A 19,996-nucleotide genomic window follows, 5' to 3' on the forward strand; every position below is an offset into this window, starting at 1 on the left:
CGCGGGGTCAGCCCCGCAGCGCCAGCACCGCCAGCTCTGTGCGGGAACGCACCCCGAGCTTGCGGAAGACCCGGCCCAGGTGCACCTCGACCGTGCGCACGGACACGTAGAGGCTCGCGGCCACCTGCCGGTTGGTGCGTCCTTGCACCACCAGCCGCGCCACGTCGAGCTCGCGCTCGGTGAGCAGGCCGTCCCACTGCCCGCACAGCTCCTCCTGCCCGGCGGCCGGAGGGGACTCGCCGGGGATGTCGGCCGGGGGCGGCGCGCCCGGCTCCCGGCGTCCGGCTGCGGCCAGGTCGGCGACCCCGCCGTCCCGGCCCGGCGCCTCGGCGGACGGTCCGCCGGGCCCGCGGCGGGCGACGGGCGCGAGGGGCGGTGCCTTGAGCGTCTGCTCGGCGAGGTGCTCCCAGGCCTTCGCGCCCGATTCCTGGAACAGCTCGTGCGCGCCGAGCAGGTGCGCCGCCGCGTCACCGGGCAGACCGAGGCGGGCGAAGGCACGTGCGGCGACGAGCTCGGTGAGGCCGCGCTCGAACGTGGAGCCCACCCGGAGGGAGGCCTCGACGGCCCGTTCCCGGGCCCGGTTGACGCCCGAGGCGTCCGCGAGGGCGAGCTCCGCGCGGGCCAGGTCCAGCCGGCGTCGGCGCACCGGCCCGCCGGAGATCCCGGCGCCACCCGGCAGGCTGCTCGCCGCGGGGGCGACCCCGGACAGCCCGGGCGTGACGCCGGGGTGCCCGCCTGCCGGGTCGGGTCCGACCGACGGCAGCACGCGCAGGCGCAGCCGCTCGTGCGAGCGCCGGGCCGCCCGGTCCTGCCCGGCGAGGACCAGCAGCTCGACCGGGTCCGGGGTGGGCAGCCACAGTCGTCGCAGGTCGTCGCCGCCGCGTTCGGCGGCGAGTCCCAGCAGGGTGGCCGCCTCGACCCAGCGACCGGCGAACACGGCGGTCTGGGCGCGGTCGCCGAGCGTCGCGGCCCGCACGACGGGGGAGACCTGCCCTGGCACGGACGCCTCCAGTGCCGTGGTCGGCCGCGTCAGGTGGCCCTCCCGGACCAGGTCGAGCCGGCGGGCGAGGGCGATGCCGAGCCCGCCGAACGCGAGGGCCACGGGGAGCCGCTCGACGGCGTCGTCGAGCACGGACGCGGCGCCGGTGATGTCGCCGACGCGCAGCGCCAGGTAGGACTGCGCGACGCGCAGGTGCGCCTCGGCGAGTGGGGTCATGGCCTCGTCCGGGCCGTCGAACCAGCGTCCGGCCTGGCGTGCGGGGGACAGCTCGGCGACCTCCGACAGGATCGCCGCGGCGTCGGCAGGGGCGCCGTCGAGCAGCCGGACGGTCCGGCGGGCGGCGGCGATGGCGGCACGGTCGGGCCCGGTCGCGTCGTCGGGCAGCACGGCGTCCGGCCGTCCCTCCAGGAGGGCGAGCGCGATGCCGAGCGGGCGGGCGGCGTCGGGGGCGCCCGCGGCGGACGAGTCCGCGTCGGACGGGTGGGTGGCGCGGCGGAGGTGCGCGACGGCGTCGTGCACGTGGCCCGCCCACAGCGCCGCCCGGCCCGCCACGGCGAAGGCGCGGGCGCGGACCCGGCCGGTGCCGTGGCTCGCGGCCTCGCGGGCCACCTCGTGCGCGCGGTGCACGTCGCCGCGGGCGAGGTGCTGCTCGGCGAGCTCGACCAGCCCGTCCGCCAGCAGGGGGTCGCCCGCCAGCGTGCTCAGGGCCGTGTGCCACATGGCGACGAGCGGTTCGTCGGCCCTGCGGTGCACGTCGGCGAGCGCGACGTGGGCGGCGGTGCGGGTGGCGAGGTCGGCGTCGTCGTGCACGATCGAGCGGATGCGCGGATGGTGGAACCGGAACCGGCCGCCCACCAGGTGCAGGTGGCGGCCGGCGGGACCGGCCATGAGGGTGTCGATGTCGGTACCCGACGCGGCCAGGAGCACGTCGGTGCGGTCCACCACGGCCACGGAGGCGACGAGCAGCACGCGCCGCGCGTCGTCGTCGAGGCCGAGCGGGCCGACCGCCTCGCGCACGGCGCGCGCGGCGGGGAGCGGGTCCGGCATCAGCGCCGTCCCGAGGAGATGCTCGTCGTCGAGCATCCGGGCCGTCTGGTCCACACATCCAGGTTCGTCACCCACCACCCGGCTGAGCTCGCACGCGACGTGGGGTGCCACGGTGCGGTCACCGAGGGCGAGCGGAAAAGCGACTTGCTGCGGCAGCGCGGTCATCGTCGAGCCTCCCGGATTCGTTCACGGTGCTCGCAAGTATGACCGCCAGAGGTTTCACCCGCATCAACCTGAGCGCACGATTTTTGCTGCGATGTGGCGTCTGACGTGCGATCCTGCCCCGCCGCGTCGCTCGATGTACCTGGTACCGCACGAGGTTGTTCCGGTGTCGAAGGTTTCACCCCGTAACAAGACCGCGCAGTTCGCCGGGTTCCACTACGTAGTCCCACCGTGTGGAATTCCCTTATTTCCCGTTAACGCAGGTTTCCTTACTTTTAACGGAACGTGTCCCACCCGGGAGACCGGACCAGTGCCGGATCAGAGAGGGAAGACGATGGACTCCACGTACGAACCGCCGTCGGGCGTCAGCAGGACGGGCCGACGAATCCTCGCGGGGGTGGCCGCGCTCGCCGTGGTGGCCTCCGCCGCCGTGGGCCTGCGCGTGGCCAGCGCGGCCGAACCCCAGGCCGAGACCGCGGCCGCCGGGACCAGCTCCGCCATCAACGGCTTCCGCAGCGTCGGCTACTTCGCCCAGTGGGGCGTGTACGGGCGCGGCTACCAGGTCAAGCAGATCGACACCTCTGGCGTTGCCGACGAGCTGACCCACATCAACTACGCGTTCGCGAACATCCACCACCAGAACCTCGAGTGCTTCGAGGCCAACAAGGCGCAGGGCGAGGGCCCGAACGGCTCCGACGGCGCGGGCGACGCCTGGGCCGACTACGGCATGGGCTACACGGCGGCCAACTCGGTCTCCGGTGCCGCCGACACGTGGGACCAGCCGCTGGCCGGTTCCTTCAACCAGCTCAAGCAGCTCAAGGCCAAGCACCCCGACCTCAAGGTCATGATGTCCATCGGCGGGTGGACCTGGTCCAAGAACTTCTCGCTCGCCGCGGCGACCGAGGCCTCGCGCGAGAAGTTCGTCTCCAGCTGCGTGAACATGTTCATCAAGGGCAACCTGCCCGTCATCGACGGCCGGGGCGGCACCGGCGCCGCAGCCGGCGTCTTCGACGGGTTCGACATCGACTGGGAGTGGCCAGGCTCGCAGAACGGCAACGTGGGCAACCACGTCGACGAGGTCAACGACGCGCGCAACTTCAAGCTCCTGCTCGCCGAGTTCCGCGAGCAGCTCGACGCCGTGGGCGCCCAGACGGGCAAGCGCTACGAGCTGTCCGCGTTCCTGCCCGCCAACCCCGCCGACATCGAGGACGGCGGCTGGAACGACCCGGAGATCTTCGAGTACCTCGACTTCGGCAACGTCCAGGGCTACGACCTGCACGGGGCCTGGGACCCGGCGCTCACCGGCCACCAGGGCAACCTCTACCACGACCCGGCCGACCCGCGGGAGGCCGCGCGCCAGTTCAGCGTGGACCTCGCGGTGCGGGAGTACACCGACGCCGGGATCGACCCGGCACAGCTCGGACTGGGTCTCGCGATGTACGGGCGCGGCTGGACCGGGGCGCCGTCGTCCGCGGCCTGGGGTACCGCGACCGGGGCCGCCCCCGGCCAGTGGGAGGCGGGCATCAACGACTACGACGTGATCAAGAACGTCGGCACCGGGTACTACGACGCGAACCTGGGCGCCGCCTGGCGGCACGACGGCAGCACCTGGTGGTCGTACGACAACAACCAGTCGGTGACCAAGAAGGCCGAGTACATCCGGTCGCAGGGCCTGGGCGGGGCCATGTGGTGGGACCTGTCGGGTGACCGGTCCGGTGCGCTGACCGGTGCGCTGTGGAACGTGCTCGGCTCCGGCACGCCGGGCCCCGTCGAGGACGGCGGATCGACCGACCCGAGCGACCCGCCCACGGACCCGAGCGACCCGCCCACGGACCCGAGCGACCCGCCCACGGACCCGAGCGACCCGCCGACCGATCCGCCGGGTGACGCCTGCGCCTCGGCCGCCTGGAGCTCGTCGGCGGTCTACGTGGGCGGCAACACGGTCTCGTACGCCGGCCACGAGTGGCGCGCCAAGTGGTGGACCCAGGGTGAGACCCCCGGCACCACGGGCGAGTGGGGCGTGTGGCAGGACCTGGGCGCCTGCTGACCCGACCCGCGGCAACGTGCCAGACCCTCAGGTCACCTTCCGGGACCTGAGGGTCTGGCACGTGCAAGGAGGGCCGCGTCCACGACAGAGTAGGGGCGTGGACGACAGCCCCGGCCGCCCGCACGACCGGCCCGCGCACGACGAGGCCTGGTTCAGCGCGCTCTTCGACGCGCACTCGCGTGCGCTCTACTCCTACTTCGTGCGCAGGCTGCCCGACGGCGGCCGCGTCTCCGACGCCGAGGACCTCGCCGCCGAGGTGCTCGCCACCGCATGGCGCCGCCGCGACGACGTGCCGGACGGCGCCGAGCTGCCGTGGCTGTACCGCACCGCCGGCTACGTGCTGGCCAACCACCGGCGCAAGATGCGGGCCCTGCCGGTCGCCGTCGTCCCGGACGAGCCGGACGACGTGGACCCGGCCCTGCTGGCCACGTCCGACGACGCCGTGCGCAGCGTGCTGGCCCGCCTCTCCGCGCGCGACCGGCGCATCCTGCTGCTGGTCGCCTGGGACGGCCTGTCGGGGGACGACCTCGCCCAGGTGCTCGGCGTCTCGCGTGGGGGCGCCGATGCCGCGCTCTCCCGTGCCCGGGCCCGTCTGCGCGACGCGTGGGACGCCCACGAGCAAGCGGTGGACGCATGAGCACATGTACGGGGTGGGTCGGCGAGCGGGCACGGTGTGCGACCGGGCCAGGTACGGAGGGACGGCGATGAACGAGCACGAGCGGCCGGAGGACCCGGCGTTCGACCGCCTGACGGCGGCGGATCCCGCGCGGAACGCGCCGGGACCGGTCGAGGGCGTCCTCCGGGCCAAGGTCGACGCGCTGATCGCCGCCTCGGGCGAGCGGCCGGTCACGGCCTCGCGGCGGCCGGACGGCGACGACACGGCCGGTGGTCGCGAGGCCGCGGCGGGGCGGGACGAGGACGGCCCGGACGGTTCCGGCCGCGGCAGCTCCGGCCCTGGCAGCTCCGGGCACGGTGGCTCCGACCGCGGACGCCCTGAGGGCGGTCGCACGCTGGACGAGCTCGCCGTGCGGCGGCACCGCCGCCGGACGCCGTGGCTCGTGGCGGCCGCGGTGGCCGGTGTCGTCGTGGTGGGCGGCGGCGGGTACCTGGCCGGTGAGTCGGGGCTCGGTGCCGGGCCGGCCGCGGACACCGCTGCCGCGCCCGCGTCCGAGAGCAGCGTCGAGGACGGCACCGCGACGGGCGACGAGCCGCCGTCGGTCCTCGGGATGCCCGAGCGCGCCACGTCGCAGGAGGTGGAGCCCCTGGACGCGGGCGGCGAGCTCCCCACGGCGGCCGGCATCGTGTTCCACGCGGGTGCCGGGCTGTCCCGGGCGCCCGGCTCCGGCGAGGTGCGGGTCGCCGACACGGGGCAGGGGCTCGGCACGTACCCGGTGATCAGCGAGGTGGCGGCGGTCGAGCGGCTCGGCGACCCGCGGTTCGCCGGGTCGGTGCTGGGGCAGCGGCCGGAGCGGACGGCGGGGTCCTCGGGCGGTGTGCCGGCGCCGGGTGGTGCGATCGCGTGGCCCGTCGAGGACGTGACCATCGTGGCGGCGACCCGCACCGAGGTGCGGTACGCCCTGCCCGACGGCACGGTGCTGGTGGTGCCCGCCTACCACCTCGCCGACGCCACGGGTTCGGGCTGGACCGTGATGGCCGTGGACGAGGAGCTGCTCGACCTCACGCCGTGACGCGACTGCCGTGCGGGCGTCGTAGGGTCGGGCGGGCAGGGACCCATCCGGTCACACCGCGATCTTCAAGGAGCGAACATGCCAGCACGTACCGCCCGCACCGCCTGGAACGGCACCTTCCAGGAGGGGTCGGGCCAGGTCGAGCTCTCGTCGTCGGGCGTGGGCACGTACGACGTGTCCTTCCCGGCGCGCGCCGCCGACGAGGCGAACGGCGTCACCAGCCCCGAGGAGCTGCTCGCCGCCTCGCACTCGTCGTGCTTCACGATGGCCTTCACGAACGAGCTGGGCCAGGCCGGCGCCACGCCGGAGCAGATCGAGGTCACCGCCGAGGTGACACTCGGCCCGGACCCGGCCGGCGGGCTCTACATCAGCCGGAGCGCGCTGACCGTGCGCGGCTACGCGTCGGGCATCGACGAGGCGGGCTTCAAGGCCGCCGCCGAGGCCGCGAAGGTCGGGTGCCCCATCTCGAAGGCGCTGACGGGCGTGGGCCAGATCACGCTGGACGTCACGTACGAGGGCTGACCCTCGTACGCGCCGTCGCTGGGTGCGGGATATTTGCGGGTTTCCTGCCCAAGGGCCCGCAAATATCCCGCACTCAGCGACAGCGGGGCTGCTGGAGTGTGGATGGTTGCCGGGAATCCGGGGCGTGTGGTGCGAGAATCGCGAGGTGCCATCGCAGACCCCCGACGCCCGAGCCCGGAACGGCATGAACCACGAGAACCGAGCGCGCGGACACCAGGGCGCTCGCGCCCAGGGATCCGGTGACGTGCCCGACAGCAACCACACGGCCGACGCCGCGGACGCGGCGCGCGCGGCACGCGAGGAGGCGGAGGCGCGGGCGGCCCAGGAGAGCGAACGCCGGCGGGCCGAGAGCGAGGAGCGGCGCAGGGCCGCGCTCCGCGAGGCGGACCACGCCGCCGAGGCCGCGCGCCAGGCGGTCGCCGACGCGCTGCGCACGGCGGTGGGCGGCGCGGTCGACATCAGCACGCGGCGGCGCGCCGAGTACTCCACGGACGCGTCCAACTACCGCGTGGTCCCCGAGGGGGTCCTGTTCCCGGAGAGCACCGACGACGTCGTCGCCGCGCTCGGGGTGCTGCGCGAGCTCGGCGTGCCGATCACGGCGCGCGGTGCGGGCACGTCGGTCGCCGGTAACTCGGTGGGCCCCGGCGTCGTGCTCGACCTGGGGCGGCACCTGAACAAGGTGCTGAGCGTGGACCCGGAGCGCCGCACGGCGCGGGTCCAGCCGGGCACCGTCATGTCCACGCTCCAGGCGGAGGCGAAGCCGCACGGCCTGCGGTTCGGCCCCGACCCGAGCACGCAGAACCGGGCGACGCTCGGCGGCATGATCGGCAACAACGCGTGCGGGCCGCACGCCGTCGCCTACGGCCGCACGGCGGACAACGTCGTCTCGCTCGACGTGGTCGACGGCCACGGCCGCCGGTTCACCGCGGGCTCGGGCGACCCCGACTTCACCGCCGTGCCGGGGCTGAAGGAGCTGGTCCGGGAGAACCTCGCGCTGATCCGCACCGAGTTCGGCCGGTTCGGGCGCCAGGTCTCGGGCTACTCGCTGGAGCACCTGCTGCCCGAGAACGGCTCGAACCTGGCCCGCGCGCTCGTGGGCACCGAGGGCACCCTGGTCACCGTCCTGGAGGCGGAGCTCGACCTGGTCGAGACCCCGGGCGCCCCCACGCTCGTCGTGCTCGGCTACCCCGACATGGCCACGGCCGCCGACGACGTGCCCCGGCTCCTGGACCACAAGCCGCTCGCCATCGAGGGGCTGGACGCACGCCTGGTCGACGTCGTGCGGCGGGCCAAGGGTGCGACGTCGGTGCCGCCCCTGCCGGGTGCCGACGTCGACGGCGTGTCGGGCTGGCTGATGATCGAGGTCGGCGGCTCGTCGCAGGCCGAGGCCCTGGGGCGGGCGGACGCGATCGTCGCGGCGGCCTCGGCCCTGGACTCCCTGGTGCTGCCCGCCGGGCCCGACGCCACGAAGATGTGGCAGATCCGGGCCGACGGCGCCGGTCTGGCCGGCCGCACGCCCGCCGGGGAGCAGGCGTGGCCCGGCTGGGAGGACTCCGCGGTGCCGCCCGAGAAGCTGGGCCCGTACCTGCGTGACCTCCAGGCCCTCATGGACCGGTACGGCGTGGACGGGCTGCCGTACGGGCACTTCGGCGACGGTTGCGTGCACCTGCGGATCGACATCCCGCTGGAGACGTCGGGGTCGGTGCTGCGCACCTTCATGATGGAGGCGGCCGAGCTCGTGGCGCGCTACGGCGGGTCGCTGTCCGGCGAGCACGGGGACGGCCGCGCCCGGTCCGAGCTGCTGCCGCTCATCTACTCGCCCGAGGCGATCGCCCTGATGGAGCGGTTCAAGGCGCTGTTCGACCCGAAGGACCTGCTCAACCCGGGTGTGGTCGTGCGGCCGCGGGCCGTGGACGACGACCTGCGCCGGCCCGCCGCGGCCGCCGTGCGCACCAAGCTGCCGCTGGTCGGCAAGGGCGCGGGGCACGGCGTGCGGCGCAAGGCCGGGTACGAGGGGTTCTCGTTCGCGCACGACCACAACGACCTCACCACGGCGGTGCACCGCTGCGTCGGCGTGGGCAAGTGCCGGGCGGACACGTCGGCGTCGGGCGGCTTCATGTGTCCGAGCTACCAGGCCACCAAGGACGAGAAGGACGTCACGCGCGGGCGCGCCCGGGTGCTGCAGGAGGCGGTGAACGGCACGCTCGTGGGCGGGCTGTCGGCCCCGGAGGTGCGCGAGTCGCTGGACCTGTGCCTGTCCTGCAAGGCGTGCTCCAGCGACTGCCCGGCGGGCGTCGACATGGCGCAGTACAAGTCCGAGGTGCTGTACCGGACCTACCGGGGCAAGCTGCGGCCCGTCGACCACTACGCCCTGGGCTGGCTGCCGCGCTGGGCCCGCCTCGCGGGCGCCGTCCCCGAGCTGGTCAACCGCCTGCTGGGCGTGAAGTGGATCGGCAAGACGGTGCTGTGGGCGGGCGGCATGGACACGCGCCGGTCGATGCCGAAGTTCGCCGAGGTGCCGTTCCGGCAGTGGTGGGCTCGCGGCGGCGCGACGCACGGCGTGCCCGGGCTGCGGGTGATCGCCGAGGAGGGTCTCGGCCTGCCCGGGCGTGAGGGCGCCACCGCCGCCCGGCTCGCCACCAAGCCCAAGGTCGTGCTGTGGACGGACTCCTTCAGCGACGCCCTGTCGCCCACCGTGCCGCAGGCGGCGCTCAAGGTGCTCACCGCAGCCGGGTTCGACGTCATCGTGCCTGACGAGCAGGCCTGCTGCGGCCTGACCTGGATCTCCACGGGCCAGCTCGACGGGGCCCGGCGTCGCCTGCTCAAGCTTCTCGAGGTGCTCGGGCCGTACGCGGTCAACGGCATCCCGATCATGGGCCTGGAGCCGTCCTGCACGGCGGTGCTGCGCTCCGACCTGCTCGACCTGTTCCCCGACGACCCGCGCGCGCAGGCCGTGGCCCGCATGACGCGGACGGCGGCCGAGCTGCTGACCTCCGACGACACGCCGCCCGAGTGGGTCATGCCGTCGCTCGCCGACGTCAGCGCCGTGGTGCAGCCGCACTGCCACCAGCACTCCGTGATGGGGTACGAGGCCGACCAGGCGCTGCTGGAGAAGGGCGGTGCGCAGATCGAGGTGCTCGCGGGCTGCTGCGGCCTGGCCGGGAACTTCGGCATGCAGAAGGGGCACTACGAGACGTCGGTGGCCGTGGCGGAGAACGCGCTGCTGCCGGCCCTCCGGAACGCCGCACCGGGTACCACCTACCTGGCCGACGGCTTCTCGTGCCGCACCCAGGCGCTGGACCTGATGGGCGTCGAGGGCAAGTCCCTGCTGGAGGTCATCGCGGACCGGCTGTAGGCGGAGACGGGTTCCGCCGCAGGTCGGAGGCATCTCCACCGGCCGGGTGATCCGGGTGCCGGCGCTGCTCGCCAGGATGGGAGCACAGCCGAGACGAAGGAGACTCCCATGGATCGCACCACCCGCAGGGCGGCGCTCGCCCTGAGCGCGACCCTGGCGCTCGCCGCGCCGCTGGCCGTCGCCGGTTCCGCGCACGCCGCCGGCGAGGACCGGCCGTCCGCGACGGCGTCCGGGCCCGGCGCCCCCGTGCTGGACGCGCCCGAGACCCTGTCCGCCACGGTGGCCGACGCCGCCCGTGCGGCCCAGCGCGACCAGGCACGCCTCCGGACGACGGCACCAGGGGCACCGGCCCGTGCCGAGCTCGACGCCGCCCTCGACGCCCTCGTGGCGGACGGTGCGATCGCGGTGACGGCCCGCGTCGAGACGGCGTCGGGCACGTGGAGCGGTGCCGCCGGGACCCGCGAGCGCGAGGGCCGCGCGCCCGCCCGGGAGCGCGACCGGTTCCGCGTGGCGAGCAACACCAAGCCGATGATCGCGACCCTGGTCATGCAGGAGGTGGAGAAGGGCACCTGGACGCTCGACACTCCGGTGGAGGACGTGCTGCCCGGCGTGATGCCCGCCGGTGTGACCATCGAGCAGCTCCTGAGCCACCGGTCGGGGGCGCCCACCGCCACCGACTGGATCCTGACGTCCCGGGTGACCGACCCGACGTCGCTGGACGAGGTCTTCGCGGTGATGGGCCAGGAGGTCACCGACGCCGACCACGTCGAGGCCCTGCAGTCCGCGCCGTGGATGAACGAGCCCGGCGCCGGGTTCTCCTACTCGAACGCCGGGTACGTGGTGCTCGGCATGATGCTGGAGGAGGTCACCGGGCGCAGCGTCGAGTCGCTGCTGCGGCACCGGGTGTTCGCCCCGGCGGGCATGTGGCAGAGCGCCTACCCGGACGACCCGGGCGCGTGGGGGCCGTTCCTGCACGAGTCGGCGTACACGGGGCCCGAGGGCGCCGGCTGGTACGACCTGGACCACTGGGACCCGAGCCTGTTCGCCGCCGCGGGGGCCGTCACCAGCACCACGGAGGACCTCGCCGACTTCACGGAGGCCCTGGTCACGGGCCGGCTGGTCGACGAGGAGACGGCTGCGGACATGCTGGAGCCGCGCACCGTCGGGCAGGAGACGTTCCCCGACTACGGCCTGGGCGTGTACCGGGTGCCGGACCCGTGCGAGCCCGGCGCCTGGCTCTACGGGCACGACGGCGCCTCGTACGGCACCCAGTCCATCAACCTGACGTCGCCTGACGGCGCGCGGCAGGTCGTGATCGGCATCACCGGACGGGACCTGGCCTACCCGTACTACACCGACGAGCCGCTGTACGACCCGAGCGAGCTGCTCACGCTGATGATGCAGGAGAGCTGCTGACGGGCCGGCCGGGCGCGGGGTGCCGGACGGCACCCCGCAGCGGGGCAGAATGCGCGACATGGAGTTTCAGGACGTCGTGCGCAAGCGGCGGATGCATCGGAAGTTCACCGACCAGCCCGTGCCGGCCGCGGCCGTCGACCGGATCACCCGCAACGCCGTGCGCGCGCCCAGCGCCGGGTTCAGCCAGGGCTGGGCGTTCGTGGTGCTGCAGGAGCCCGGGGACCGGGACCGGTTCTGGGCCGCGTCGACCCCGGACGACTCGGAGCGCGACATGTCCGCCTGGCTCGACGGCATGCGGACCGCGCCGGTGATCGTGCTGGCGCTCGCGTCCAAGGCGGCCTACCTGAACCGGTACGCCGAGCGGGACAAGGGCTGGGCGGACCTCGACGAGGCGCGCTGGCCCGTCCCGTTCTGGCACGTCGACGTCGGCATGGCGTCGCTGCTCATGCTGCAGACCGCCGTCGACGAGGGGCTGGGTGCCTGCTTCTTCGGCGTGGCGCCCCCGCGCGTGCCGGCGGTCCGGGCGGAGCTCGGCATCCCGGACGAGTTCGAGATCACCGGGGTCGTCGCCGTCGGGCACCCGGCGGACGGCGGGGCGCAGGGCTCGCCCACGCGCCGGCCCCGCAAGCCGGAGTCCGAGGTGATCCGGCACGGCGGCTGGTGACGACCACGCGCCGGGCGCCCGGGTCACCCGGTGACCCGAGCGCCCGGCCCCTGGTTCAGGCCGCGTCGAGGCGGGCGCGGGTCTCGTCGTCCAGGACCAGGTCGACGGCGGCCAGGGCCTCGTCGAGCTGGGCCACGCTGCTCGCCCCGAACACCGGGATCACCGGCACCTCACCGCCCAGGAGCCAGGCGAGCGCCACCTGGTTAGGCGTGGCCCCGATCTCCGCGGCGACGGCGCGCAGCACCGCGACGCGCTCGCGCGACCCGGCGTGGTCCGAACCGTCGTAGTACGGCTTGTCGTCCCGGACGAAGACGCCCTGGTGCAGCGGGGAGTACGCCATGACGGCGAGCCCCGGCCGGCCGTCGGTGCCGGTGGACCGGGCGTAGTCCAGCAGCTCGGGCGTGGCCCAGTTGGTGCGGACGGGCTGCGGCCGCGGGTACACGTAGCTGTAGCACTGCTGCACCGCGCCGTACGGCGCCACCCCCAGCCGCGCGGCGGTCTCGCGGGCCTCGACGAGGCGCCACAGCGCGACGTTCGAGATGCCCGGGATGCCGACGATCCCCTCCTCGACCAGCTTGCCGAAGGCACCGACCGTCTCTTCCAGCGGCGTCTCCCGGTCGTCCACGTGCCCGTACAGCAGGTCGATGTGGTCGATGCCCAGGTGGCGCAGGCTCTCGCGCGCCTCCCGGTCGATCGTCGTGGCGGCCAGCCCCTGGTAGTTGGTGGGCGGCGTGTTGGACAGCGGCAGGGCCGGGTCCTTCTTCGCCGCGCCCAGCTTGGTCGCGATCCGCAGCTCGTCGCGGTTGCCCCGCGCGGCGAGCCAGCGGCCGAGCACGTCCTCGGAGTCTCGGCCGTAGCCGCCGACCCAGGCGTTGTAGTTGTTGGCCGTGTCGAGGAACGTGCCCCCGGCCTCGACGAACCGGTCCAGGATCGCGAACGACGTCTCCTCGTCCGTGCGCGTGCCCATGAACATGGTGCCCAGGCACAGCGTGGACACCTCGAACGACGTGTGCGCGCCTGCCAGCGTGCGGTACTGCATGGTCTGCTCCTTCGGCCTGCATGGTCCCGGGCCCGCGCCCGGCACCCACCACGCTAGGCAGCGATCGGTCTGGTGCTACGGTCCAATGCCATGCCGAAGGGCCAGACCAATTCCACCGAGGTGCTGATCGCCCTCGCGCCCGGGCCGGGGGCGCTGCGGCACCGGCTGGAGGCGGCGCTCCTGGAGGACATCGCCTCCGGCCGCCTGGCGCCGGGCACGGCGCTCCCGCCGAGCCGGGCGCTCGCCGACGCCCTCGGGATCTCGCGCTGGGTGGTCACCGAGGCGTACGGGCACCTGGTGAACAAGGGGATCCTGGAGGCGCGCACCGGGTCCGCCACCCGCGTGGCGGCCGCGGTGCCCGACGGCGCCGCGGGCAGCCGGTCGGACACCGGCCCGTCCGCGGGGAGCCCGGCCCGCGCCGCGCGCCCGGTGCGGGTGAACGGACGGACGGGGCCGGTGCCGGGCGGGCCGGCGTCGGGCCCCGTCGCGGAGCGTGCACCGGACCGGGCCACCCACGACCTCGCCCCCGGTGTGCCGGACCTACGGCACGTGCCCCGCCAGGCCTGGCTGCGCGCGGCGCGCGACGCGCTCGCCGAGGCGAGCAACCTGGACCTCGGCGCTCAGCCGGCCGCGGGGCACCCGGGCGCACGGTCCGCCGTGGCCACCCACCTGCGCCGGGCCCGGGTGGTGTCGGCCCCCGACGGCGCCGTCGTGCTCACCCGGGGTGCCACCGACGGCATGTCGCGCATCGCCGCCGCGCTGGCCGACGCCGGGCACACGCACCTGCTCGTCGAGGACCCGAGCTGGGCCGCGCTGCGGGACGTGGCCGCCGACGCCGGCCTCACCCCGGTCCCCGTGCCGGTCGACGACGACGGGATCACGGTGGACGGGCTGCACGCCGCGGCGGCCCGGACGGGTGCCCGGGCCCTGCTGCTCACGCCCGCCCCCCAGTTCCCGCTCGGCGCCGTGCTGCCGGACGGCCGGCGGGCGGACGTGCTCGACTGGGCGCGGCAGGTGGACGGGCTCGTGGTCGAGGACGACTACGACGCGGAGTTCCGCTACGACCGGCGCCCGGTGCCGACCCTCCAGGGCCGGGGACCGGACCGGGTGCTGCTGCTGGGCTCGACGAGCAAGACGCTGTCGCCCGCGTTCGGGATCGGCTGGATGGTGGTCCCCGAACGCTGGCGCGCGGCGGTGCTGGGGGTCTCCGTACGCCGCGGACCCGCGCCGGGCCCGAGCACGCTCGACCAGCTCACCCTGGCCCGGTTCGTCGGCGACGGCGCGTACGCACGTCATCTGCGTGCGGCCCGTGCCCGGTACTCCCGGCGCCGCGCCGCGCTCCTGGCGGCCCTGGACCGCGAGCTGCCCGGTGCGCGGGTCGGCGGGATCGCGGCCGGGATGCACGTCACGGTGGACCTGGCCGGCGTGGACCTGCCCGGTGTCGACCCCGAGGTGCTCGACGTGGCCGCCGTCGTGCGCGAGGGGGCGGCGCGGGAGGTGGCGCTGGTCGACGTGCGGCGGTACCAGGCGGTGCCGCCGGCCCGGTCGACCGTGCTGGTGGTGGGTTACGGGAACCTCGCCGACGCGCGGCTGGGCGAGGCCGTCCGCGGCCTGCGCGCGGCGGTCGAGGCCGCAGCGCGCTGACCGGTCAGGGCTCGCGGGAGACCAGGTCGGAGATCGTGCGGTGCAGGCCTGGTACGTCGCCCCGCTCGTGGGCCAGGAGCCAGGACGCGATCTGGTCGGACACCTCGACGACGGCGGCCGCACGCGGCACCCGGCGCTCGTGGAACTCGGTCCACAGGGCGTCGGCCAGGCGGTCGTGCCGGGCCAGCACGTCACCCAGCACGACGGCGTCCTCCAGCGCCTGGGCCGCGCCCTGCGCGACGGTCGGCGGGCAGGAGTGCGCGGCGTCGCCGATGACGACCACGCGCCCCCGGTTCCACGGCGCGGGCACCAGGTGGCTGGTGAACCAGGTGTAGTGGACGTGCTCGACGCCGCGTTCGAGCTGGGCGCGGATGTCGTTCCAGTGGGCGCCGTAGGGGCGGGCCAGCTCGGCCATCAGGCGGGAGCCCTCGGCGGGGGTGAGGCCCTGCCGGTCCTGCTTGTCCTCGACCAGGTAGGCGTACATGGTGTCCTCGCCGGTGGGGCAGAAGCCCGCGATGTACGAGGGCCCCCCGAACACGAGCTCGGTGTGGTCGGCTCCCGCAGGGCGCCGGACGAACGCCCGGAAGATGCCCATGCCGTTGGGCTCGGGCCTGGTCGCGATGCCGATCAGCTCGCGGACCGTGGAGTTCAGGCCGTCCGCCCCGACCACGAGGTCGTGCGTCGCCCGGTCCGGTCCGCCGGCCGTGGCGAGGTCGAGCGTGACGGCGGCGTCGTCCTGGACGAGTGCCGTGACCCGGGTGCCGGAGCGGACCACGGCGCCGACGGCCCGCGCGCGGGCGAGCAGGATCTCGGCCAGGTCGGGCCGGTACATGCCGGCCGTGGCCGGGTAGTCCGGGCCGCCCATGGCGTTGTCGTGCATCTCGGCGACCAGCGGCGCCTCCGGTCCCGGCGCCCGGATCCCGGTCACGTCGAACGAGTACGACCGTCGGCGCACCTGGTCCCACACCCCGAGCCGGTCGAGGGCCCGCAGCGCGTTCCCCTGGAGCGTGATCCCGGACCCCAGCGTGCCGAGGTCGGGCTTCGCCTCGTAGACGACCACGCGGATCCCGGCCTCGGCCAGCAGGATGGCGGCCGCGAGGCCCGAGACCCCCGCGCCGACGACCCCGACGTTCTGCACAGCGCTCACGGTGACTCCCTGGGGCAGATGTCCTTCGCAATACCGCGCAAAGTACATCAGACCGGACGAGCCACCCGTCAGCATGAAGCGCGCAGACCCGGCACCTGCTGCCCCACGACGGCCCGCACCTCGTCCGGGAGCTGCGACCAGTCGTCGGCGGTGTCCAGGTCGACGGCGGTCCCCGGCCGGTCCACCACCGTCGCGGCGAGCCCCCGGGTCTCCGCCTCGGCCAGGTGCGCGGCGAGCGATCCGGTCCCGAACCGGAACCGGAACCCGGCTCCGGACGGGAGCAGGAGCAGGTTGGTGCCCGAGCGGTTGCGGTCGGTGGCGACCACGACCGGCGCGTCCTGGGCCAGGAGGGCGGTCACGTCGGCCGGGGTGAGCGCGGGCAGGTCGGCGTGGGCCACCAGGAGGCGGGCGGACCGCGGTGACTCCGCGAGCAGGTGCGCCCGGGCGTGCTCCAGGGCCGGGTTCAGCCCCGGGCGGTCGGCGGGCTGCTCCAGCACCTCCACCTCCAGCCCGGCCAGGGTGTCCCGGGCGAAGGCCGGGTCGGCCGTGACCACGACCACCCGCCCGATCCCGTCGGACGCGAGCAGCGTCGCCACCACGTGCCGCGCCAACACCCGGACCAGCCGGCGTCGCGAGGCGGCGTCCAGCACCGCGGCGAGCCGGGACTTGCCCGAGACGCCGTCGCGCAGTGGCACCACTGCCGTCGTGCTCGGGGAACCGTCCGTCACGCCAGGGCCAGGAGCTCGCGGGCCAGGCGCTCGCGGCCGGGCGGGCCGCCCATGATCGTGTCGGTGACGTGCACCGCGAGGCCGAGGTCGGCGACGGCGTCCGCGAGGGTGGCGTCACGCTCGTCGATGACCATCACGTCGACGAGACCGGCGTAGATCCGGGCCACGCCCAGAGCCGACACCTCGTGCCCCAGGGTCTCCAGGATCTGTGCTGCCGGCCCCTTGATCGCCTGGCCGCCCACGATGGGGCTCACCGCCACGCGCCGGCCCGGGGCGGCGGTCAGCGCGTCCCGGACGCCCTGGACCGCGAGCAGCGGCTCGATGGACAGGAACGGGTTGGACGGCGCGACCACCACGAGCTCCGCGGCCAGCGCGTCGAGCACGCCGGGGGCCGGGCGTGCGGCGTCGGCCCCGTCGAAGTGCAGGCCGAGGACGGCGTCCGCGTGCTTCCGGCCCACGAAGTACTCCTGGAAGCCGAGGCGGCCCGAGGGGGTGTCGACGAGGGTGGCGAGCCGGTCGTCCGTGACGGGCAGGACCCGCGGGCGCACGCCCGTCGACCGCGCCAGGTGCGCCGTGACGGCGGACAGCGGCTCACCCCGGCGCAGACGGGCGGTGCGCACGATGTGGGTCGCCAGGTCGCGGTCGCCCAGCGTGAACCAGGTGTCCTCGCCGAGGTCCTGCAGCGCGCCGAGGGTCGCGTACGACTCGCCGCGCAGGCCCCAGCCCCGGTCCTCGTCGTTCAGGCCCGCGAGCGTGTAGAGGACGGTGTCGAGGTCGGGGGAGATGGCGAGGCCGTGGAGCTCGGTGTCGTCGCCGACGTTCACGACGACGGTCAGCGCGGGCTCGTCGTCGACGGGCGTCGTACCGGTGGGGGCCGCGCCGAGCGCGAGGTCGAGGCCGTGCGCGAGCCGCGCACCGCCGACCCCGCCGGCGAGGAGGGTGACGTTCACGCGTCGAGCCTACGTCCGCCGCGAACCCGTCAGGGGCAGACTGGGGGCATGGCTGTCTTCGCGTTTTCCGTCGCCCCCATGACCGCGGGCGAGTCCGTGGCCGAATCCGTCGCCGAGGCCGTCCGCATCGTACGGGAGTCCGGGCTCCCGAACCGAACCACCTCGATGTTCACCGAGATCGAGGGCTCGTGGGACGAGGTGATGCCCGTGATCCAGCGGGCCACCGACTCCGTGGCCCGCGGCGGGCACCGCGTCTCGCTCGTCATCAAGGCCGACATCCGCCCCGGCGCCCCGGCCGGGCAGATCGACAGCAAGATCGCCCGGGTCGAGGAGCGCCTGGCCGCCGACGAGTCGGAGACGGGCCACTCCTGATCGAGCGGTGCTGATCCCCGGGTGAGGCCAAGCCTCACGATCCCTTCACTCGCGTGTTTCCGGTCTCTTGCGCCCGGCCTTTAGGCTAAGGCGGACCAATGCGGCAAGACCCGGGGAGATCACGAGATGCCACTGTTCGAGGTCGACACCCAGCGGCCCCTCCTCGTGACGTCCGCGGGCGGCAAGGGCGGCTCGGAGCCGGGCCTGAAGACGACGGCGAACCAGGTGGTCGACTCCCACATCGACGGCCTGCTCGGCGAGGAGGTCTTCCCCATCGCGCAGGGGTCCGGCCCGGACGAGCCGCACCTGCTCGCGCTCGATGCGTCCGGTTCGCCCGTCGTCGTCGAGCTGGTCGCCGACCTCGACCGGGAGAACCTCGCCAAGGCGCTCGACCACGCGGGCGCGGCCGGCCGGCTGACGCGCGCCGACCTCGCCGCGCGCTACAGCGGCGGCGCGAGCTCGTTCCAGCACGACGTCGCGGCGTTCTACGACAGCGTGCCGATCACCCGCACGCAGGCGGGCAAGAACGGCGGGTCCGGCGCACGGCTCATCATCATCTGCCAGAACGCCCCCGACGAGATCCTCAACGCCGTCGACTTCCTGCGCCAGCCCTCGATGCCCGTCGAGGTGCTGAAGATGGGCGTGGTGAACTCGGACGACGGCCGCAAGTTCCTCGACGTCTCACCGCTCGTGGTGCACCTCCCGCCGGGCCTGCCGGCTCCGAAGTCGGCGCCGATCGGCGGCACCATCACGGCCTCGATGGACAGCTCGGTGAGCACGTCCATGGACGCGGGCGTCACCGGCGGCGTCACGGGCGGCGGGTCCGCACCGAAGGACGCCTTCGAGGAGGGTGTGAAGGTCGGGTACGCCCTCACGGGCAAGATGCCGGTCGTCGCGCAGACGCCGCAGTCCCGGACCGATCGCGAGCCCCACGCGCTGCAGTCGCGCTCCGAGCGGGCGGCGAAGCAGGCCGAGCGGTCCAACCGCACCGCGGCGCCGGCTCCGCTGGCCGACAACCCGCCCTCGGGCCCGACCAACGCCGCGACCGGCCTGCGGGCCGGCCTCCGCTCGGGCGGTGCCCGGTCCGGCGCCGCCGAGCGCGCGGGCGGCACCCGTGCCTCGCGCCGGGCGCAGGCCGCCGCGAGCTCGTCCGACGCCGCACCGGTCCCTGCTCCGCCGGCCGCGCCGAGCCCCGTCCCGCCGCCCCCGAGCGGCGCGCAGGTCTCGCCGGTCCGCCCGGGCGCCGAGTCCCGCCCGACGCCGACCACGCCCCCGCGCCTCTCGGCCAGCCGCTCCTCGCTGGGCGACGCCACCGTGCCCTCCGTGCCCGTCCAGTCGGTCCCGGCCCCGGACTCCGCGCCCGCTCCGGCACCCGCGATGCGGCGGCGCTCGCGCACCGACCGGTTCGCGGCGTCGTCGCAGCCCGACGAGCCGACGTCGGCCTACCCGCCGTCGAACCCGACGCCGTCGGCCGCGCCCGCGTACCCGGGGGGCGGCGTGCAGCCGCAGCCCGACGAGAACCTGTGGCAGCCGCCGTCGTACGACAACGGCACCCCGTACGTCGCGGACGAGCCGGCCGACCTCGACATCACGCAGCCGCGCTACACGCCCGAGCCGAGCTACCAGGGCGAGTCCAGCTTCGCGCCCGCCCCGTCCTCGTACGGCTACACGGCTGACGCCCCGACCTACGACCAGGGCGGATACGGGTACGGCGAGCCGACCGCCTACCAGGACTCCTACGCGGATCCGGCGGCGTCCGTCGCCACGGACCGGGCACCCTGGGAGTCCGGCGGCTACCTGTCCGGACCCGACACCGGCTTCGGCGGGCCGACGTTCGACGCGGACCCCTACCCGTCGAGCGCTCCCGAGGCGCCCGCGCGCCCCGTGCCGCCGAACGAGAGCATCCGGGCCAGCACCCCGATGCTGTTCGAGGAGGAGGACGACCCCGACCTGGAGGCGCTGGCCCGCAGCATCGGCACGCCCACGCGCATCGTGTGGTCGCGTCCGCGCCGCAACCAGCACTTCGAGGCGATGCTCCTGCCGGACGGCGCCATCGAGCTCACCAACGGCGCCCGCTACCGGCACCCGGACTCGGCGGCCACGGCGGCGTCCGGCTCGTACACGGCCGACGGCTGGAACGTGTGGCGCATCGGCGACACCGGACCGACACTGGTCGAGGAGTTCTCCCGCCGGTTCGCCTGAGCCGGCGGGCCGG

At 74.9% G+C, this 19,996-nt stretch carries 15 protein-coding genes; 10 read left to right on the forward strand and 5 right to left on the reverse strand.

Features of this window, described 5'->3' with window-relative positions; translation table 11 throughout:
* Positions 1 to 7: 7 nt before the first annotated feature.
* On the reverse strand, positions 8 to 2,212 hold the full coding sequence (locus ACO229_RS23790; protein ID WP_423462984.1) for a LuxR C-terminal-related transcriptional regulator: 2,205 nt from the start codon (positions 2,210 to 2,212) through the stop codon (positions 8 to 10).
* A gap of 331 nt (positions 2,213 to 2,543) precedes the next feature.
* On the opposite strand from ACO229_RS23790, the gene ACO229_RS23795 reads away from it, so the two are divergent.
* From ACO229_RS23795 to ACO229_RS23825, 7 genes are all read left to right on the forward strand, one after another.
* Positions 2,544 to 4,256: a glycosyl hydrolase family 18 protein gene (locus ACO229_RS23795; RefSeq protein ID WP_423462985.1), complete on the forward strand. Its 1,713-nt coding sequence runs from the start codon at positions 2,544 to 2,546 to the stop codon at positions 4,254 to 4,256.
* 97 nt (positions 4,257 to 4,353) lie between these two features.
* A complete protein-coding gene (locus ACO229_RS23800; RefSeq protein WP_423462986.1) occupies positions 4,354 to 4,893 on the forward strand; it encodes an RNA polymerase sigma factor in 540 nt (179 codons plus the stop codon).
* Between the two features lie 67 nt (positions 4,894 to 4,960).
* A complete protein-coding gene (locus ACO229_RS23805) occupies positions 4,961 to 5,944 on the forward strand; it encodes a hypothetical protein (RefSeq protein ID WP_423462987.1) in 984 nt (327 codons plus the stop codon).
* Between the two features lie 78 nt (positions 5,945 to 6,022).
* Complete coding sequence (locus tag ACO229_RS23810; protein ID WP_397413295.1) at positions 6,023 to 6,466, forward strand: OsmC family peroxiredoxin; 444 nt, start codon at positions 6,023 to 6,025, stop codon at positions 6,464 to 6,466.
* 184 nt (positions 6,467 to 6,650) lie between these two features.
* Positions 6,651 to 9,821, forward strand: a complete 3,171-nt coding sequence (locus tag ACO229_RS23815; RefSeq protein ID WP_397432312.1) for an FAD-binding and (Fe-S)-binding domain-containing protein — start codon at positions 6,651 to 6,653, stop codon at positions 9,819 to 9,821.
* 108 nt (positions 9,822 to 9,929) lie between these two features.
* Entirely contained in the window at positions 9,930 to 11,237 is a 1,308-nt protein-coding gene (locus tag ACO229_RS23820) for a serine hydrolase domain-containing protein (RefSeq protein ID WP_397432245.1), read from the forward strand.
* Between the two features lie 58 nt (positions 11,238 to 11,295).
* Complete coding sequence (locus ACO229_RS23825; RefSeq protein WP_423462988.1) at positions 11,296 to 11,901, forward strand: nitroreductase family protein; 606 nt, start codon at positions 11,296 to 11,298, stop codon at positions 11,899 to 11,901.
* Between the two features lie 55 nt (positions 11,902 to 11,956).
* Here ACO229_RS23825 and ACO229_RS23830 read toward each other — a convergent pair whose 3' ends face one another.
* Entirely contained in the window at positions 11,957 to 12,940 is a 984-nt protein-coding gene (locus tag ACO229_RS23830) for an aldo/keto reductase (protein ID WP_397432247.1), read from the reverse strand.
* Positions 12,941 to 13,030: 90 nt separating this feature from the next.
* Here ACO229_RS23830 and ACO229_RS23835 point away from each other — a divergent pair, with 90 nt between their 5' ends.
* Positions 13,031 to 14,584 (forward strand): PLP-dependent aminotransferase family protein, encoded by a 1,554-nt coding sequence (locus ACO229_RS23835; protein ID WP_423462989.1) that lies wholly within the window; start codon positions 13,031 to 13,033, stop codon positions 14,582 to 14,584.
* A 4-nt stretch (positions 14,585 to 14,588) separates the two neighbouring features.
* On the opposite strand, the gene ACO229_RS23840 is transcribed toward ACO229_RS23835, so the two are convergent.
* The 3 genes from ACO229_RS23840 to cofD all read right to left on the reverse strand — a co-directional run bounded on the left by ACO229_RS23840 (position 14,589) and on the right by cofD (position 17,409).
* The gene (locus tag ACO229_RS23840) at positions 14,589 to 15,731 is read right to left on the reverse strand and encodes an FAD-dependent monooxygenase (protein WP_423462990.1); all 1,143 of its coding nucleotides are present in this window, start codon (positions 15,729 to 15,731) and stop codon (positions 14,589 to 14,591) included.
* A gap of 68 nt (positions 15,732 to 15,799) precedes the next feature.
* Positions 15,800 to 16,426 (reverse strand): 2-phospho-L-lactate guanylyltransferase, encoded by a 627-nt coding sequence (cofC, locus tag ACO229_RS23845; protein ID WP_423462991.1) that lies wholly within the window; start codon positions 16,424 to 16,426, stop codon positions 15,800 to 15,802.
* Positions 16,427 to 16,455: 29 nt separating this feature from the next.
* Positions 16,456 to 17,409, reverse strand: a complete 954-nt coding sequence (cofD, locus tag ACO229_RS23850; protein ID WP_423462992.1) for a 2-phospho-L-lactate transferase — start codon at positions 17,407 to 17,409, stop codon at positions 16,456 to 16,458.
* Positions 17,410 to 17,457: 48 nt separating this feature from the next.
* Between cofD and ACO229_RS23855 the strand changes: the two genes are divergently transcribed.
* Positions 17,458 to 17,781 (forward strand): thiamine-binding protein, encoded by a 324-nt coding sequence (locus ACO229_RS23855; protein ID WP_397413305.1) that lies wholly within the window; start codon positions 17,458 to 17,460, stop codon positions 17,779 to 17,781.
* 126 nt (positions 17,782 to 17,907) lie between these two features.
* Positions 17,908 to 19,983: a hypothetical protein gene (locus ACO229_RS23860; protein WP_423462993.1), complete on the forward strand. Its 2,076-nt coding sequence runs from the start codon at positions 17,908 to 17,910 to the stop codon at positions 19,981 to 19,983.
* Positions 19,984 to 19,996: the final 13 nt, after the last annotated feature.

It is taken from the genome of Promicromonospora sp. MS192 (genome assembly GCF_049532985.1).
GTDB lineage: Bacteria > Actinomycetota > Actinomycetes > Actinomycetales > Cellulomonadaceae > Promicromonospora.

Bases quoted from the DNA above. Each gene is read 5' to 3' on its own strand.
- ACO229_RS23790 (WP_423462984.1), bottom strand. From the start codon at position 2,212: ATGACCGCGCTGCCGCAGCAAGTCGCTTTTCCGCTCGCCCTCGGTGAC.
- ACO229_RS23825 (WP_423462988.1), top strand. From the start codon at position 11,296: ATGGAGTTTCAGGACGTCGTGCGCAAGCGGCGGATGCATCGGAAGTTC.
- ACO229_RS23830 (WP_397432247.1), bottom strand. From the start codon at position 12,940: ATGCAGTACCGCACGCTGGCAGGCGCGCACACGTCGTTCGAGGTGTCC.
- ACO229_RS23835 (WP_423462989.1), top strand. From the start codon at position 13,031: ATGCCGAAGGGCCAGACCAATTCCACCGAGGTGCTGATCGCCCTCGCG.
- ACO229_RS23815 (WP_397432312.1), top strand. From the start codon at position 6,651: ATGAACCACGAGAACCGAGCGCGCGGACACCAGGGCGCTCGCGCCCAG.
- ACO229_RS23810 (WP_397413295.1), top strand. From the start codon at position 6,023: ATGCCAGCACGTACCGCCCGCACCGCCTGGAACGGCACCTTCCAGGAG.
- ACO229_RS23795 (WP_423462985.1), top strand. From the start codon at position 2,544: ATGGACTCCACGTACGAACCGCCGTCGGGCGTCAGCAGGACGGGCCGA.
- ACO229_RS23855 (WP_397413305.1), top strand. From the start codon at position 17,458: ATGGCTGTCTTCGCGTTTTCCGTCGCCCCCATGACCGCGGGCGAGTCC.
- ACO229_RS23860 (WP_423462993.1), top strand. From the start codon at position 17,908: ATGCCACTGTTCGAGGTCGACACCCAGCGGCCCCTCCTCGTGACGTCC.
- ACO229_RS23805 (WP_423462987.1), top strand. From the start codon at position 4,961: ATGAACGAGCACGAGCGGCCGGAGGACCCGGCGTTCGACCGCCTGACG.
- ACO229_RS23820 (WP_397432245.1), top strand. From the start codon at position 9,930: ATGGATCGCACCACCCGCAGGGCGGCGCTCGCCCTGAGCGCGACCCTG.